General features: G+C 70.3%; 13 protein-coding genes and 1 pseudogene. 10 read left to right on the top strand and 4 right to left on the bottom strand.

From position 1 onward, the window contains the following. Window positions 1-149 precede the first annotated feature (149 nt). Window positions 150-1,157, top strand: a complete 1,008-nt coding sequence (locus tag KBO27_RS17595) for an SDR family NAD(P)-dependent oxidoreductase (protein WP_210971076.1) — start codon at window positions 150-152, stop codon at window positions 1,155-1,157. Here the strand turns inward: KBO27_RS17595 and KBO27_RS17590 are convergent, their stop codons facing one another. Next, the gene (locus KBO27_RS17590; RefSeq protein ID WP_132673817.1) at window positions 1,158-1,700 is read right to left on the bottom strand and encodes a TetR/AcrR family transcriptional regulator; all 543 of its coding nucleotides are present in this window, start codon (window positions 1,698-1,700) and stop codon (window positions 1,158-1,160) included. Window positions 1,701-1,784: 84 nt separating this feature from the next. Between KBO27_RS17590 and KBO27_RS17585 the strand changes: the two genes are divergently transcribed. Continuing rightward, a complete protein-coding gene (locus KBO27_RS17585) occupies window positions 1,785-2,564 on the top strand; it encodes an SAM-dependent methyltransferase (RefSeq protein ID WP_307870468.1) in 780 nt (259 codons plus the stop codon). Window positions 2,565-2,727: 163 nt separating this feature from the next. Next, complete coding sequence (lat, locus tag KBO27_RS17580; RefSeq protein WP_210971075.1) at window positions 2,728-4,080, top strand: L-lysine 6-transaminase; 1,353 nt, start codon at window positions 2,728-2,730, stop codon at window positions 4,078-4,080. Between the two features lie 161 nt (window positions 4,081-4,241). Here the strand turns inward: lat and KBO27_RS17575 are convergent, their stop codons facing one another. Both KBO27_RS17575 and KBO27_RS17570 read right to left on the bottom strand, forming a co-directional pair. After that, window positions 4,242-4,838: a response regulator transcription factor gene (locus KBO27_RS17575; RefSeq protein WP_210971074.1), complete on the bottom strand. Its 597-nt coding sequence runs from the start codon at window positions 4,836-4,838 to the stop codon at window positions 4,242-4,244. Next, window positions 4,835-6,013: a histidine kinase gene (locus tag KBO27_RS17570; RefSeq protein ID WP_307870467.1), complete on the bottom strand. Its 1,179-nt coding sequence runs from the start codon at window positions 6,011-6,013 to the stop codon at window positions 4,835-4,837. The genes KBO27_RS17575 and KBO27_RS17570 overlap by 4 nt, the downstream gene beginning before the upstream one ends. 144 nt (window positions 6,014-6,157) lie before the next feature. Here KBO27_RS17570 and KBO27_RS17565 point away from each other — a divergent pair, with 144 nt between their 5' ends. Continuing rightward, window positions 6,158-7,045, top strand: a complete 888-nt coding sequence (locus KBO27_RS17565) for an ABC transporter ATP-binding protein (RefSeq protein ID WP_210971073.1) — start codon at window positions 6,158-6,160, stop codon at window positions 7,043-7,045. After that, window positions 7,042-7,740: an ABC transporter permease gene (locus KBO27_RS17560; protein ID WP_210971072.1), complete on the top strand. Its 699-nt coding sequence runs from the start codon at window positions 7,042-7,044 to the stop codon at window positions 7,738-7,740. The genes KBO27_RS17565 and KBO27_RS17560 overlap by 4 nt, the downstream gene beginning before the upstream one ends. On the opposite strand, the gene KBO27_RS17555 is transcribed toward KBO27_RS17560, so the two are convergent. After that, window positions 7,741-9,195: a dolichyl-phosphate-mannose--protein mannosyltransferase gene (locus KBO27_RS17555; RefSeq protein ID WP_210971230.1), complete on the bottom strand. Its 1,455-nt coding sequence runs from the start codon at window positions 9,193-9,195 to the stop codon at window positions 7,741-7,743. Window positions 9,196-9,463: 268 nt separating this feature from the next. Between KBO27_RS17555 and rsmI the strand changes: the two genes are divergently transcribed. The 5 genes and pseudogenes from rsmI (at window position 9,464) to KBO27_RS17530 (ending at window position 15,804) form a co-directional block, all read left to right on the top strand. After that, window positions 9,464-10,300: a 16S rRNA (cytidine(1402)-2'-O)-methyltransferase gene (rsmI, locus tag KBO27_RS17550; RefSeq protein WP_210971071.1), complete on the top strand. Its 837-nt coding sequence runs from the start codon at window positions 9,464-9,466 to the stop codon at window positions 10,298-10,300. A gap of 209 nt (window positions 10,301-10,509) precedes the next feature. Beyond that, on the top strand, window positions 10,510-12,306 hold the full coding sequence (gene metG, locus KBO27_RS17545) for a methionine--tRNA ligase (protein ID WP_210971070.1): 1,797 nt from the start codon (window positions 10,510-10,512) through the stop codon (window positions 12,304-12,306). Beyond that, the gene (locus KBO27_RS17540; RefSeq protein ID WP_210971069.1) at window positions 12,306-13,139 is read left to right on the top strand and encodes a TatD family hydrolase; all 834 of its coding nucleotides are present in this window, start codon (window positions 12,306-12,308) and stop codon (window positions 13,137-13,139) included. Before metG ends, KBO27_RS17540 begins: the two co-directional genes overlap by 1 nt. 298 nt (window positions 13,140-13,437) lie before the next feature. After that, window positions 13,438-13,689: pseudogene (locus KBO27_RS33740) on the top strand (transglycosylase family protein); the annotation flags it as partial. A 621-nt stretch (window positions 13,690-14,310) separates the two neighbouring features. Further along, window positions 14,311-15,804 carry a resuscitation-promoting factor gene (locus tag KBO27_RS17530; RefSeq protein WP_307870466.1) on the top strand — a complete coding sequence of 498 codons (1,494 nt, stop codon included), beginning with the start codon at window positions 14,311-14,313 and terminating at the stop codon, window positions 15,802-15,804. Window positions 15,805-15,810 lie beyond the last annotated feature (6 nt).

Raw genomic sequence — 15,810 nt, 5'->3', positions numbered from 1 at the left:
CGGCAGTTTTCCGGCGGCGGATTACGGCGGTGTTCCGGGTTGGGGCGTCGGGGTGGTTGTGGTGTCGGTCCGGTGTTGCCTGGTCAGGGGTGTGCGGGGCCCGGGTAGAGTGAAGTCAACAGTGTTGACTTCGCTTGTGGAGGTGCGCGGTGGGTGACGTGCTGAGCGGTAGGAGCTCGATCGGGGAGTGGCTCGACCACCCCGAGGGAAGGCCGCTGATCGAGGAGCTGCTGGCCGGTTCCGGCCGCGACGCCGAGGCGCTGGCGCCGGTGAGCGGGATGCCGCTGGAGCAGTTGGTCGAGCTCAGCCAGGGCGCGTTCAGCCGCGAGGCCGTCGACGACCTGGTGCTGCGGGCCAACGGCGGGGTCATGCCGGAGGTCGAGGGCGTCGTGCCCGGCTGGCAGGAGCGCCTCGTGCCCGGCCGCTTCGAGGGCAAGACCGTCATCGTCACCGGTGCCGCCTCCGGCATCGGGCGTGCCACCGCCTCGCGCATCGCGCGCGAGGGCGGCCGGGTCGTCGCCGCCGACATCAACGCCGGTCCGCTCGACGAACTCGCGGCCGAGCTGCCCGGCGCGGTCACCGTGGCCGGGGACATCTCGCAGGCGGCCGACGTCGAGCGGATCATCGTCGCCGCGGGCGAGCGCATCGACGGGCTCGCCAACGTCGCGGGAGTCATGGACGACTTCAGCCCGCTGCACGAACTCGACGACGCCGTCTGGGAACGCGCCTTCCGGGTCAACGTCGACGGCCTGATGCGGCTCACGCGCGCCGCGCTGCCGTCGATGCTGGCGGCCGGCAGCGGCTCGATCGTCAACGTCGCCTCCGAGGCCTCGCTGCGCGGCAACGCCGCCGGGGTCGCCTACACCGCCTCCAAGCACGCGGTTCTCGGCATCACCCGCAACACCGCCTTCATGTACGGGCCGTCGGGCATCCGGGTCAACGCGGTCGCTCCGGGTGGCGTGGCCACCGGCATCAGCGCGTCGATCGGGGACATGTCGGAGTTCGGAAAGCAGCGCACGGGCGGGTTCATGGGGCTGATGCCGCCGGTGGCGACGGCGCCGCAGCTGGCCGCCTCGATCACGTTCCTGCTCAGCGACGACGGGGTGAACCTCAACGGCGCGATCCTGCCCTCCGACGGCGGCTGGTCGGTGCAGTGATCACGGCGTGAGCAGTCGCTGCAGGAGTTCCCCGTAGCGCTCGACCAGGCCGGCTCGGTCGGCGGCCAGCTGCTGGTCGCCGACCACCCACAGCGCGTAGAGCAGGCCGCCCACCAGGGCTGCGGCCGAGCGGGCGCGGTCCTCGGCGTCCGGGCCGCGCATCCGCACCCGCAGCGGTTGGACGAACGAGGTCTCGTGGGTCTCGCGCAGTCGCGCGGCGATCTGCGGGTTGCCGCTGCCCTGCACCATCGCCAGGTAGATCGCGCGGCTGCGGCTGTCGGAGTCGAGCAGCACCTCGACGAACCGCGAGCCCAGCCGTTCCAGCGGCACGTTCAGCAGCGGTTCGTCGTCGATGCTCAGGTGCATGGTGTCCAGGAACAGCAGCTCCTTGCTGCCGAAGTGCCGGATCACCAGGGCCGGATCGGTGGCGGCCAGCGAGGCGATGTCGCGGACCGAGGTGTCGGCGTAACCGTGCTCGGTGAACAGCCGGGTCGCGGCGTCGCGGATCGCCTCGCGCGTCTGGGATCCGGACCTTCTGGCCATGTCGCAGAGGATATCGGCACGACCCTTCCGCGTGACCTCTCCCGCGTAGGATTCACGGCACCACAGTGGAGGGAGCTGGAAGCGGTGGAGATCGACATCAGCACGCCGCAGTCGGCGCGGATCTGGAACTACTGGCTCGGCGGCAAGGACCACTACGCGGTCGATCGCGAGGCCGGGGACGCCGTGATCGCGCACATTCCGGACATCCCTGAGGGCGCCCGCGCCGAGCGCGCGTTCCTCGTGCGCGCCGTGCGCCGGCTGGTGGAGACCGAGGGCCTGCGGCAGTTCCTCGACGTCGGAACCGGTCTGCCGACCGCCAACAACACCCACGAGGTCGCCCAGCGCCTCGCTCCCGAGAGCCGCATCGTCTACGTCGACAACGACCCGACCGTGCTCGCGCACGCCCGCGCGCTGCTGACCAGCACTCCCGAGGGTACGACCGACTACCTCGACGCCGACATGCGGCGACCCGGGGAGATCATCGAGGCGGCCAAGCGGACCCTGGACTTCAGCAAGCCGATCGGTCTGATGATGCTCGGCGTGGTCAACCACCTGATGGACGACGAGGAGGCGTACCGGGTGGTGCGCGAGCTGGTCGACGCGCTGCCCGAGGGCAGCTTCCTGGTGCTCACGCACTCCTCCGCCGAGGTGCACGGCGAGCCGATGCTGCGCGCGATGCGGGAGACGACCGAGCGCGGCGGCACGCCGATCCGGGCGCGCACCGCCGCCGAGATCGAGGGCCTGTTCGCGGGCACCGAGCTGCTGGAGCCCGGCGTGGTCAGCTGCTCGCAGTGGCGCCCGGACGCCGAAGGCGAGACGCCCAAGCCCGTCTACCTCTTCGGAGGCGTCGGCCGCGTCGGCTGATTCCGCGGATTCTTCTGCTCCAGGGGTGGAGTGCACCCGGAGCAGAAGAATATCTTTCGTTCATGCGGACGATCAGCTGAAGTATCTTGCTCGAACCACGGCTTCCTGTGTAATTCTTGTTGTGTACGTGAGACCCGCGCACACGCAGCCGGGAGGCCGAATCATGACCGCTCAGCACGAGACCGTTTCGACCGCAGTCCCCGCCCAGCGGGCCGGAACCGACCCCGTAGCCGCGCTGAAAGCGCAGGTCACCGGCGATCTGATGGACATCGTCGTCGATCTCGACGCCGGCGAGGGCTGCCGCCTGCGCGACGTGCGCGACGGCACCGAGTACCTCGACCTGACGATGTTCTTCAGCTCCGCGCCGCTCGGGCACGGGCACCCCGGCCTGCGCACGCCGGAGTTCGAGGCCGCGCTGCTGCGCGTCTCGCGGGTCAAGCCGTCCAACCCCGACTTCGCCACCGATGAGCAGGCGCGCTTCGCCGAGACCTTCCAGCGGGTCGTCGGGGTCCCGGAGCTCCCGCTGCTGTTCTTCATCGACGGCGGCACCCTCGCCGTGGAGAACGCGCTCAAGGTCGCCTTCGACTGGAAGACCAAGGTCAACGCGCGACGCGGGGTCGCCGTGCGCGGCAGCCGCGTGATGCACCTGGAGAAGGCGTTCCATGGGCGCAGCGGGTACACGCTGTCGCTGACCAACACCGACCCGTCCAAGATCCGCGACTACCCGATGTTCGACTGGCCGCGGATCCCCAGCCCGGCCATCGAGCCCGGTGAGCGGTGGGACACCGCTGAGCTGCTGCCCGAAGAGGTCCAGGCGCTGGGCGCGGCCGAGGCGGCGCTGCGCCGCTACGGCGCCGAGATCGCCTGCTTCGTCTACGAGCCCATCCAGGGCGAGGGCGGCGACCGGCACCTGCGCCCGCAGTTCCTGCAGGCGGTGCAGCGGTTGTGCGTCGAGCACGACGTGCTCACCGTCGCCGACGAGGTGCAGACCGGTGCGCTGACCGGTCAGGCGTGGGCGCACCAGGCGCTGGGTCTGGAACCCGACCTCGTCGCCTTCGGCAAGCGGCTGCAGGTCTGCGGGGTCATGGGCGGTCGCCGGGTGCTCGACGTCGCCGACAACGCCTTCCGCGAGCCCAGCCGCATCAGCTCCACCTGGGGCGGTTCGCTGACCGACATGGTCCGGGCGACCCGGATCCTGGAGGTCATCGAGGCCGACGACCTGTTCGCCCACAGCCGCGCCATGGGACAGCTCCTGCTGGGCGAGCTGCGGGACCTCGCCGCCGAGTTCCCGTTCCTGATCCACTCGCCGCGCGGCCGGGGCCTGATGTGCGCCATCAGCTTCCGCGACCCGGACCACCGCGCCCGAGCCCTGGAGATCGCGCGGGACCAGCACCGGACGCTGTTCCTGCCGTCCGGGCCGGACTCGCTGCGCGCCCGGCCGCCGCTCTCGGCCCGCCCGGAGGAGATCCTCGACGCCGTCGCAGCCCTCCGGAAGACCCTCACGTCCCTCACCTGAGTGAACCATTCGAATTTCGCGCGAAATTCGACCGGGATCTTCCGGGTTCAAATTTCGCGCGAAATTCGAATCCCCCCACGCGCCCGGGCGTGTATCCCCAGGTCAGGGTGTCTTGGGGGTGGGTTGGGTCGAATTTCGCGCGAAATTCGAATGGGGTGGGGTCAGATCCAGCCCTCTTGCCAGGCTCGGCGGGCGGCTTCGTGGCGGGTGGCGACGTCGAGCTTGGTCATGGCCGCCGACAGGTAGTTGCGCACTGTGCCCTGGGCGAGGTGGACCTCGGCTGCGATGCCGGCGATGGTGCCGCCCTTGAGGGTGTGCCGGAGCAGCTCCAGCTCGCGATCGGTCAGCGGGCAGGCGTCACCGGTCAGGGCCGTGGCCGCGATCTCCGGGTCGATGTAGCGCCCACCGGCCTGGACGTCGCGGAGGATCGCCGCGAGCTTGGTCGCCGGCGTCGTCTTCGGGACGAAACCGCGAATCCCCGCCGCCAGCGCCCGCTTCAGCACGCCCGGCCGCGCGTGCCGGGTGACCAGCACGATCGGGATCTCCCCGGTGAGCCGCTTGGCGGCCTCGACCCCATCGAGCTCGGGCATCTCCAGGTCGAGCACGGCGATGTCCGGGCGGTGCAGGCGAACCGCCTCCAGCGCTTCGACGCCGTTGCTGCACTGGGCGACGACCTCCAGGTCCGGCTCCAGCGCCAGCAGCGCGGCCAGCGCGCCCCTGATCAGGTCCTCGTCGTCGGCCAGCACCACGCGGATCACAGCGCGACCCCCGGTTCCTCGGCCGTGCCGATGAGTTCGAAGCGCTCGCCGTCGTGGCGGGAGTCCACGTGTCCGTTCAGCGTGGCGAAGCGGTGCCGCAGCCCGTCGATGCCTGACCCTTCTTGCCCGCCTGCGGGATTCGCCGCGTCGTTGCTCAGGACCACGCGGGTGCGCGACCCGTCGACGGCGATGTCGAGGGTGCAGTGCCGCGCTCGGGAGTGCCGCAGGATGTTGGTCGTCCCCTCCCGCACCAGCGCCCCGAACAGCGGTTGCAGCGGTGGCGGGACCAGCGTCGCGTCGCCGCGCACCTCGGTCTTCACGCCCGCAGCTTCCAGGATCTCCCGCGCGTTGGTGAGCTCACCGGTCAGGTTGCTGCGCCGGTAGCCCTGCACGACCGCGCGGGTGTCGCGCAGCGCCGTGCGCGCCAGCTCGGCGACCTCCGCGGCCTGCGCGCGGGCGGCGTCGTCGTCGTTGCCGACGAGGCGTTCGGCGAGCTCGGCCTTCAGCGCGATGGCCTGCAGGTGGTGGCCCTGCACGTCGTGCAGGTCGGCGGCGAAGCGCAGCCGCTCGCGGGCGATCGCCAGCTCGCCGCTGACCGACCGGGCGCGATCCAGCGTCAGCACCATGTCCCAGAACCACACCACGCCCACCGTCAGCGCCGAGATCATCGACACGATGACGATCGCGTAGAGGGCGAAGAACATCCCGACCATCGGGTGCGGGCCGCCGAGCGCGCCGAACACCCACGTCACCGCGGTGGTGACCACCAGCGCGACGATCTGGATCGGCCAGCGCAGCCGGGGCGTCGCCAGCGCCACGTGCACGCCCACCAGCCCGCCGACCGGAAGCACCCACAACAGCCCGTACGGGCTCGTCGACATCGCGTAGCCCGCGGCGGCCAGCCCGGCGACGCCCACCAGCCCGCGCGCGACCGGGTAGCGGGGGCCGTGACCGAAACCGCTCATCAGCAGCGTCGACAGCTGCGTCCCGTCCACCGTGACCAGCAGCGCGGCCAGCGCGAGCACCACGACCTCGGGCGCGCCGTAGTCACCGGTGGCCAGGTCGATGGCCGGGAACACCGCGTAGACCGGCATCATCGGCACGATCGACCACCACGTGTAGCGGCGCAGCCGCGCGAGCCGTCGCGGGTCGAACTCGGTCGGGTCCTCGTTCACGTCCCCAGCATCGTGCATCCGCCCGCTGCGCGGGACCGGATCGCCGAGCTCATGACATCAGTCATCGGATCCGCTGACACCGCACCCGCGCAGCGCTGACGGAACGCTCTACCGGCGCGAACCCCGGATGACCAGGCTGGACGCATGACACCAGTGATCGAAGCCCGCGGCCTGCGCTGCCGCTACGGCGATTTCGAGGCGGTGCGAGGAGTCGACTTCGACGTCCTGCCCGGTGAGCTGTTCGCGCTGCTGGGGACCAACGGGGCGGGCAAGACGACCGTGCTGGAAACCGTCGAGGGCCACCGGGCCCCGGCGCAGGGGCAGGTGCGTGTCTTCGGCGCCGACCCGCTGCGCGACCGCTCGATCCGCAGCCGCACCGGGATCATGCTGCAGGACAGCGGATTCGCCGGAGACCTCACGGTCGCCGAAACCGCCGAGCTGGCCCGCCGGATGCGCACCGCCGAGTCCGATGTGGACGCAACGCTCGCCGCGCTGGGGCTCGACCCGCGCCGCGACGTCCGCGTCAAGCAGCTCTCCGGCGGTGAGCGCCGGCGCCTCGACCTCGCGCTGGCCCTGCTCGGCGAACCCGACCTGCTGTTCCTCGACGAACCCACCGTCGGCATGGACCCCGAGTCCCGCCGCACCACGTGGGAACTCGTGCGCGGCCTGCTCTCCGCGGGAACCACGGTGCTGCTGACCACGCACTACCTCGAGGAGGCCGAACGCCTCGCGCACCGGCTGGCGATCATGCACGAAGGACGCATCGCGGTCGCCGGACGACTGGTCGACGTCCTCGCCGACCACCACGCGCGCATCACCTTCAACGCCGCGGAAGACCTCGGCCTGCCGGCGCTGATCGGCACCGCGACACGGCGCGACAGCCGCGTCGACATCCGCACCCCGCACCTGCAGCAGGACCTGCACGCCCTGCTGACCTGGGCCGACGGTCGCGTGGACCTCTCGGGTCTGCGCGCGCAGCCGGCCTCGCTGGAAGAGATCTTCCAGTCCGTCCGAGAGGAGACCCAGGCGTGAACGTGGTCCTGGCTCTGGCCCGAGCCGAGCTGAAACTCCTGCTGCGCAACAAGACCGTGGCGGTCAGCTCGCTGCTGATGCCGATCCTGGTCGGACTGTGGGTCGGCTTCACCCTGCCCGATGACGCCCCTCCGCAGGCCTGGGCGATCACGCTCTGCCTCCAGCTGCTGATGGTCCTCGGCTTCACCGTCTACTTCGCCGTCACCGCTGCGCTGGCCTCCCGCCGCGAGGACCTCTACCTCAAGCGGCTCCGCAGCGGCGAGGCCTCTGACGTGGTGATCCTCGCAGGTCTGCTCACCCCGGTGGTGCTGCTCGGAGTGCTGCAATCGGCGCTGATGCTGGTCATCTCGATCAGCATGGGCGCGCCGATCCCGGACCCGCTGCCGCTGCTGGCCGCCCTGGTCCTGGGCATGGCGCTCTGCTTGGCGGCCGGTGTCGCGACCAGCGGCCGCACCTCGTCCTCCGAGCAGGCCCAGATCACCACGCTGCCGATGTTCCTCGCCCTGATGGGCGGCGTCCTGGTCGCCGTCGTCGGTCCGATGTGGTTGCCGCTGCCCGGCGGAGGCATCGGCGGGCTGATCCACCACGCGGTGACCGGCGAGGGCGACGCGCTGTCGTCGGCGGCGTCGCTGCTGGTCTGGATCGTGCTGTTCAGCCTGCTGGCCAGGTCTTGGTTCCGGTGGGAACCGCGCTGATCAGCGCCAGGACGGCAGCCACAGCTCGGCCTGCCACTGCTCGTGGGTGATCGGATCACCGTTGAGGATCGGCCACAGCCACGCGAAGTTCGCGACCACCAGTCCGATGTAGAGCGACACGGCCAACAGCCCGGTCTTGCGCCGCTCGAAGTGGTCCTCGGCGGAGCCCAGCACGTGGCCGAGCACCAGCACGATCCCCAGCACCAGGAACGGGACCAGCGGCGTGGCGTAGAAGTAGTACATCTGCCGCGACAGGTTCGTGAACCACGGCAGGTACCCGGCGCCGTAGCCGACCAGGACCGCCGCGTAGCGCCAGTCCAGCCGGAACACCGCGCGCCACACCGACCACGCCGCGACCGGCAGCGCCAGCCACCACATCGCCGGGGTGCCGATCAGCATCGTGGCCTGCACGCAGCTGTTGCGGCCGCAGCCCGGCATCCCGCCCTCGTAGTAGTAGAGCATCGGGCGCATGCCCATAGGCCACGCCCACGGCTTGGACTCCCACGGGTGCGGGGTCGACGGCGTGGTCAGGTGGGTGTGGAAGTCCAGCACGTTGAGCTGGTAGTACAGCAGCGATCGCAGCGCGTCGGGCAGTCCGTTCATGCCCACGTCGTCGTTGAGCAGCACCGCGTGCCGGTCGGTCGCGGTCTCGCTGGCGAACCAGCCCGACCAGGTCGCGAAGTACACCAGCAGCGGGAGGCCCACCAGCGCCCACAGCGCCGGGGCGGTGTCGCGCACCAGCGCGGCCCGCCACGGCCTCCGCACCCCGGCGGCCCGCCTGGCCAGCGCATCCCAGATCACGCTGAGCAGGCCGAACGCCATGATGTAGTAGATGCCGTTCCACTTGACCCCGCAGGCCAGGCCGAGCATCAGCCCGGCGCCCAGGCGCCACCAGCGGAAACCCAGCCGCGGGCCCCAGGTCGACGGGTCCAGCCGTCCGTCCGAGCAGACCTGCCACAGCCGTTCGCGCACCTGGTCGCGGTCCACCAGCAGGCAGGAGAACGCGGCGAGCAGGAACAGCGCCTGGAAGATGTCGAGCATCCCGACGCGGGACTGCACGTGGCTGAGGCCGTCGCAGATCAGCAGCACACCGGCCACCGCGCCCAGCAGCGTCGAGCGCGTCATCCGGCGGGCGATGCGGATGATCAGCAGCACCATCAGGGTGCCGAACAGGGCGGCCATGATCCGCCAGCCCCACGGCGTGTAGCCCAGCAGCCACTCGCCGATCGCGATCATCTGCTTGCCGACAGGCGGGTGCGCCACCAGCTCGTAGCCGGGGTTGTCCTCGTAGCCGCCGTTGCGCAGCATCTGCCACGCCTGCGGGACGTAGTGCTTCTCGTCGAAGACCGGAGTGCCCTCGTCGGTGGCCCGGCCCAGGTCCCAGAAGCGGACCAGCCCGGCGACCAGGGTGATCACCAGCGTCACCACCCAGCCGCGCCTGCGGTCGGTGGGCATCGAGGAGTCCAGCAGTGGCAGCGGGTCGGTCTCCCCCGGGCGGCGAGCCGCCGGTGCGCGGCCTACCTGGACGAGTTCGTCGGCACCGCCGAACCTGCGGACTGGGACGCTCACACCGTCGATCGTAAGGGTCAGGCACGCCTCGACCGGGGGACGCCCCGCTGGGAGCCGTCGAGGAATCGCCTCGCTCCGCGCTGGTGGCGGAAGCCCGGCCCGCACGGCTACGCCGCGTTCTCGCCCGGGGTCAGGCGGCCTACGCTGTGCGGTCATGGACTCCGGCACCCTGCTGCTCGCCGCCACCCCGCTCGGCGATGCCCGCGACGCGTCCGCGCGGCTGATCGAGGCGCTCGGCACCGCCGAGGTGGTCGCCGCCGAGGACACCCGCCGGGTGCGCAACCTCGCCAGCGCGCTGGGCGTCACCCCGGCCGGCAAGGTCGTCAGCTACTACGAGGCCGTGGAGTCCGCGCGCGCTCCGATGCTGCTCGACGCGCTGCGCGAGGGCAGGACCGTGCTGCTGGTGACCGACGCCGGCATGCCGAGCGTGTCCGATCCCGGCTACCGGCTGGTCTCGGCGTGCGTGACCGAGGGACTGCCGGTGACCTGCCTGCCCGGCCCGTCGGCGGTGACCACCGCGCTCGCGGTGTCCGGGCTGCCCTCGGACCGGTTCTGCTTCGAGGGGTTCCCGCCGCGCAAGACGGGGGACCGGCGGAAGTTCTTCGGCCGCCTGGTCGCCGAGGAGCGCACCAGCGTCTTCTTCGAGGCGCCGCACCGGCTGGCCGACACCCTCGCCGACGCCGTCTCGGTCCTGGGGGAGCAGCGGCCTGCCGCGGTGTGCCGCGAACTCACCAAGACCTACGAGGAGATCAAGCGCGGCAGCCTCGGTGACCTGGCCGAATGGGCTGCGGACGGCGTTCGCGGCGAGATCACGGTGGTCCTCGGCGGGGCCGAGCGAGCGGCGCCGACCGACCCCGCGGAGCTCGTCGAGCAGGTCGAGGAGCGCGCCGCGGACGGCATCCGCCTGAAGGACGCCGTGGCCGAGGTCGCCGAACTCGCCGGTGTCCGCAAGAAGGAGCTCTACGACGCGGTCCTCGCGTCGCGGAAGTGATCTGACCGTCAGGCAAGCGACGTAGTCGCTTCCGCTTTGCCCACCCGAGCAGCTGGCACCGCCGGGGGTTCTTCAGCGGCTTCGTGGCGAGCACGCCGCGACGCCGTGCATTGGCATGCATCAGGAGTGGCGCGCGGAGTCCACGGAGCCGCTCAGGTTCCCCTACCCGCACCGCCCCGCAGGACGAGCAGGCGATTACGCTGGCGGGCATGAGCGCCTCTGTGTTGACCGCTGTGGCCTGGCCGTATGCCAACGGTCCCCGGCACATCGGTCATGTTTCCGGCTTCGGTGTGCCTTCGGACGTCTTCTCCCGGTACCAGCGAATGGCCGGCAACCAGGTGCTCATGGTCTCCGGGACGGACGAGCACGGGACCCCGATCTCGGTCCAGGCGGAGAACGAGGGCCTGACCACGCGGCAGCTCGCCGACAAGTACAACCGGGTGATCACCGAGGACCTGCAGGGCCTCGGCCTGTCCTACGACCTGTTCACCCGCACCACCACCGGCAACCACTACAAGGTGGTGCAGGACCTCTTCCTCGCGCTGCACCGCAACGGCTACGTGCTGCCCAAGACCACGACCGGCGCGATCAGCCCGTCCACCGGCCGCACGCTGCCCGACCGCTACATCGAGGGCACCTGCCCGATCTGCGGTTACGACGGCGCGCGCGGCGACCAGTGCGACAACTGCGGCAACCAGCTCGACCCGGCCGAGCTGCGCAACCCGGTCTCGCGGATCAACGGCGAGAAGCCGGAGTTCGTCGAGACCGAGCACCTGTTCCTGGACCTGCCCTCGTTCACCGAGTCGCTGGGCAAGTGGCTGTCCACCCGGGACGGCTGGCGGCCGAACGTGCTCAAGTTCGCGCAGAACCTGGTCGAGGACATGCGTCCGCGCGCGATCAGCCGCGACCTCGACTGGGGCGTGCCGATCCCGCTGGACGGCTGGCGCGACCAGCCGATGAAGCGCTTCTACGTGTGGTTCGACGCCGTCATCGGCTACCTGTCGGCCAGCGTGGAGTGGGCCCGCCGCACCGGCGACCCCGACGCCTGGAAGAAGTGGTGGACCGACCCGTCGGCCCAGGGCTACTACTTCATGGGCAAGGACAACATCACCTTCCACGCCCAGATCTGGCCGACCCTGCTGATGGGGCACAACGGCCAGGGCGACAAGGGCGGCACGACCGGCCCGTTCGGCGAGCTGAACCTGCCCGGCGAGGTGGTCTCCAGCGAGTTCCTCACCATGAGCGGCTCGAAGTTCTCCACCTCGCGCGGCACCGTGATCTACGTGCGCGACTTCCTGCGCGAGTTCGGCCCGGACACCCTGCGCTACTTCATCTCGGTGGCCGGCCCGGAGAACCAGGACACCGACTTCACCTGGGACGAGTTCGTCCGCCGCACCAACTTCGAGCTGGCCAACGAGTGGGGCAACCTGGTCAACCGGTCCATCTCGATGGCGGCCAAGAACAACGGCGCGGTCCCCGCACCGACCGCTCCCGCTCCCGCGGACGAGGAGCTCAAGGCGCAGGCGCGCGCCGCCTTCGACACCGTCGGAGCGCACCTGCGCAGCTCGCGGTTCAAGCTCGCCTCGCAGGAGGCGATGCGGGTGGTCTCGGCGGCCAACAAGTACCTGTCCGACCAGGAGCCGTGGAAGCTCAAGGAGGACCCGGACCGCCGCGACGCGGTGCTGCACACCGCGCTGCAGGTCGTCTCCGACGCCAACACGCTGCTCACGCCGTTCCTGCCGCACTCCGCGCAGAAGGTGCACGAGCTGCTGGGCGGCACCGGGGTCTGGGCGGCGCAGCCGGAGATCCGCGAGGTCGACGACCTCGACGAGCCGTCGATGTCCTACCCGGTGCTGATGGGCGAGTACGCCGCCGAGCAGGCCAAGTGGGAGTCCGCCGACATCGAGGTGGGTCGCCCGCTGGACAAGCCGAAGCCGCTGTTCGCCAAGCTCGATGCCGAACTCGGCGAGACCGGCCCGGAGTGGGCCCCGATCCAGCAGTCCTGATGGGCAAGAAGGACAAGAGGCAGGAGCTGCCGCCGGTGCCCGAGGCGCTGGCGGCAGCGGCTGTCGACGCTCACACCCACCTCGACGCCTGCGGCGCCAAGACCGCCGAGGACGTCCGCGAGATGCTCGACCGCGCGCAGAGCGCCGGTGTCGGCCGCGTCGTGACCGTCGCCGACGACATCGACTCCGCGCGCTGGGCCGTCGAGGCCGCCACCTGGGATGACCGGGTCTTCGCCGCCGTGGCGCTGCACCCGACCCGCACCAAGGACTTCGGCGACGAGGACCGCGCCACGCTGGAGGAGCTGGCCGCGCACCCGCGCGTGGTCGCCGTCGGCGAGACCGGGCTCGACTACTACTGGGACTACTCGCCGCCGGAGCCGCAGCAGGAGGCGTTCCGCTGGCACATCGACCTCGCGAAGCGGATCGGCAAGCCGCTGATGATCCACGACCGCGAGGCGCACGACGACATCCTGCGCATCCTCGACGAGGAGGGCGCGCCGGAGAAGGTGGTCTTCCACTGCTTCTCCGGTGACGCCGAGTTCGCGAAGTCCTGCGTGGACGCCGGGTACGTGCTCTCGTTCGCCGGCACGGCGACCTTCCGCAACGCGAAGGGCCTCCGGGAGGCGGCGGAAGCGGTCCCGCTGGAGCAGATGCTGGTGGAGACCGACGCGCCGTTCCTGACCCCGCACCCGTTCCGGGGACGGCCGAATCAGCCTTACTGCGTCAATTACACCCTTCGTGACCTCGCCGAACTCCGTGGCATGAACGTCGATGAGCTCGCTGTAGCCACCACTGCCACGGCTGAGCGAGTGTTCGGCCTCGAACAGGGGTAATCACAGCCCTGTAGTTCCCTACGCTGCGGTTTCTGGTAGGAGGTCTCCTCCTCCGCCCGCTTGCGGTCCGCACGCTGACTCCTACCGTCCACAGTGGAAGCCGGAACGGGGGGACACCCCGAACTCCGCGGGGAACTCGCCTGCGGAGGTCCTCCCACACCGGAACCATCGGTTGTGAGGATGTGCAGTGAAGTTGCATAGATTCACGAAGTGGACCGTGGCGGCTGCTGTCGCCATCAGCGGTAGCGCCCTGGTCGCGGTGGCCCCGAACGCCGCGGCAGCCCCGAATGACGATCGAGCTGCGGTGTGGGACCGGCTCGCGAGGTGCGAGTCCGGCGGCAACTGGGCGGCCAACACCGGAAACGGTTACTACGGCGGCCTGCAGTTCAACCGCAGCACCTGGGCGGCTTACGGCGGTGAGCGGTACAACCGCTACCCGCATCGCGCGTCGCGCGAGCAGCAGATCGAGATCGCGCAGAAGGTGCGCGACGCCCGCGGCGGTTACGGCGCCTGGCCGGCGTGCTCGCGGAAGCTGGGTCTGCCGCGATGACGTGAAGTCGCCGCAACAACGCGAAAGATCGTCGCGAGGGGAACTCGTTTCCCTCGTGCGTGGGGAGGGGAGGTTCGGCCCGAGCGCGCTCCGTGCTCGGGCCGAACCGATGTCCGGGGCCGTTCTCGCAGGCCCGCCCCGGTTGATCATGGGTTACAGCGCCTTTCGGGCGCGTGTTATATGTCACGCAAGCGGCTCGGGGGGCGGCTAACGAATCCTGCAGGTGCCCCCCGAATGGCCTAATTTTTACCGATCTTGACTACAGATCGTGTCGGGTTGCGTGGCAAACAAGCGTAATCGGCCTCGCATGTCCGAATCGGGTCCTTGGCGGCCCCGCATGATCACGGTAGAGTCTCGGCCCCGTAACCGATGACAACCAGTCATGGGGAACGCCCGTTAGTCTCGCCGGTGTACGTCGGGGAAGTCTGCGGTGAGCGCAAGGAGCTCGCGGCGGACTAGGCGGCAATTTGGCTTGCGGGAGTCGGATACAGACACGAAGCACGAAGGTTGTGCGCACGCGAGGAACGAGAGGGGTTGCGCGAGAAACATGAACTCGCCCAACGTTTCTCACGTTCAGTTCTTCGCGGACGCGACTTTGCGCCTTCGGGAGGTAACGACCCTGTGAACGGACGTGGCGAGCCCAGCCATGCCGGTTTCGCGACCTCGCGGAACGACGGCTACTGGGCCGATTCCTTTGACGCGGCGACTGACTGGTTCACCCCGGTCCAGCCGACCGAGCAGCACACCGCGGTAGGACTGCTCGACCGCCCGGACCCGCAGTGGTCCGACGAGCACCCGAGCTTCCCGCCGGGCGCTTTCGAGATCACCCCGCAAGACGTCTACGACGTCCTCGGCCCCGATGCCGAGGACGTGCTCGCGACGGCCGAGATCGACGTCGACGAGGTCATCCGGCTGATCAACGCCGAGACGACCGTCCTGCCGCCGATGGACTTCCTCGAGGCGATGCCCGAGGGCGAGGCGGGTGCTCTCCCGCCGCAGCAGGTCACCGAGGCGATGACCGTCTGGAAGCGCCGCTTCCTCAAGGGCGCGGTCGCCGGCGTGCTGCTGAGCCTCACCGGCACCGGTGGCGCCGCCGCCGCGATGGACAAGTCGGTCACCGTCGAGGTGGACGGGCAGACGCGCACCGTCAGCACCTTCGACGACACCGTGGGCGAGGTCCTGGAGGACCAGGGCATCCGCGTCGGCGCGCACGACGCGCTGAGCCCCTCCCCGCAGGCCGAGGTCGGCCACGGCGAGACGATCACCCTCGACCGCGGTCGCCTGCTCAAGCTCAACGTCGACGGCGAGGTCCGCGAGGAGTGGGTCCGCTCGGTGACCGTCGAGCAGGCCCTGCGCCAGCTCGGCGTCAACGCCGACGGCGCCGTCCTCAACGCCGACCGCAACATGCCGGTGCCCGAGCAGGGCATGGAGCTGTCGGTCCGCACCCAGAAGGACATCACGCTCATCGACGGCAGTGGTGCGCCGCAGCAGCTGACCACCACCGCCGCCAACATCGACGAGCTCGTCAAGGAGCGCAAGCTCAAGCTCGGTCCGGACGACAAGGTCACCCCGGGCGCCGACGCCAAGCTGGTCACCGGCGCCGAGGTGCGCATCGACCGGCTGCAGAGCTCCGTGATCAGCGTGACCGTGCCGGTTCCGCCGCCGGTCCGCGAGATCGTCGACAACTCGATGTTCAAGGGCGAGGAGCGGGTCGAGTCCCCCGGCGAGGCCGGCGAGAAGATCCAGTTCACCCGCATCTCCACGCGCAACGGCGAGGAGTCGGATCGCGAGGTCATCGACGAGAAGGTCACCAAGGCGCCGGTCGAGAAGGTCGTCCGCGTCGGTGGCAAGGCCGCGCCCAACAGCGCGGTCTGGGACAAGCTCGTCCAGTGCGAGGCGACCGGCAACTGGGCCATGAACAGCGGCAACGGTTACTACGGTGGCCTGCAGTTCGACAAGTCCACCTGGGACGCCTACGGCGGCGACCAGTACGCCCCGTACCCGCACCAGGCCAGCCGCGAGCAGCAGATCGCGGTCGCCGAGAAGGTCCGCGACGCCCGCGGAGGCAGCTACGGCGCCTGGCCGTCCTGCTCGTCCAAGCTCGGCCTGGACTGACGAGAA

This window comes from Saccharopolyspora endophytica (assembly GCF_018070075.1).
GTDB classification, from domain to species: Bacteria; Actinomycetota; Actinomycetes; order Mycobacteriales; family Pseudonocardiaceae; genus Saccharopolyspora; species Saccharopolyspora endophytica.
Note: the sequence above shows the minus strand (reverse complement) of the source record. Positions and strands in the feature narration are given on the sequence as shown.

What these genes read in the sequence shown, in the direction of transcription:
- metG (WP_210971070.1), top strand. Translation starts at nt 10,510, where the DNA reads ATGAGCGCCTCTGTGTTGACCGCTGTGGCCTGGCCGTATGCCAACGGT.
- KBO27_RS17555 (WP_210971230.1), bottom strand. Translation starts at nt 9,195, where the DNA reads ATGCCCACCGACCGCAGGCGCGGCTGGGTGGTGACGCTGGTGATCACC.
- KBO27_RS17590 (WP_132673817.1), bottom strand. Translation starts at nt 1,700, where the DNA reads ATGGCCAGAAGGTCCGGATCCCAGACGCGCGAGGCGATCCGCGACGCC.
- lat (WP_210971075.1), top strand. Translation starts at nt 2,728, where the DNA reads ATGACCGCTCAGCACGAGACCGTTTCGACCGCAGTCCCCGCCCAGCGG.
- rsmI (WP_210971071.1), top strand. Translation starts at nt 9,464, where the DNA reads ATGGACTCCGGCACCCTGCTGCTCGCCGCCACCCCGCTCGGCGATGCC.
- KBO27_RS17565 (WP_210971073.1), top strand. Translation starts at nt 6,158, where the DNA reads ATGACACCAGTGATCGAAGCCCGCGGCCTGCGCTGCCGCTACGGCGAT.
- KBO27_RS17540 (WP_210971069.1), top strand. Translation starts at nt 12,306, where the DNA reads ATGGGCAAGAAGGACAAGAGGCAGGAGCTGCCGCCGGTGCCCGAGGCG.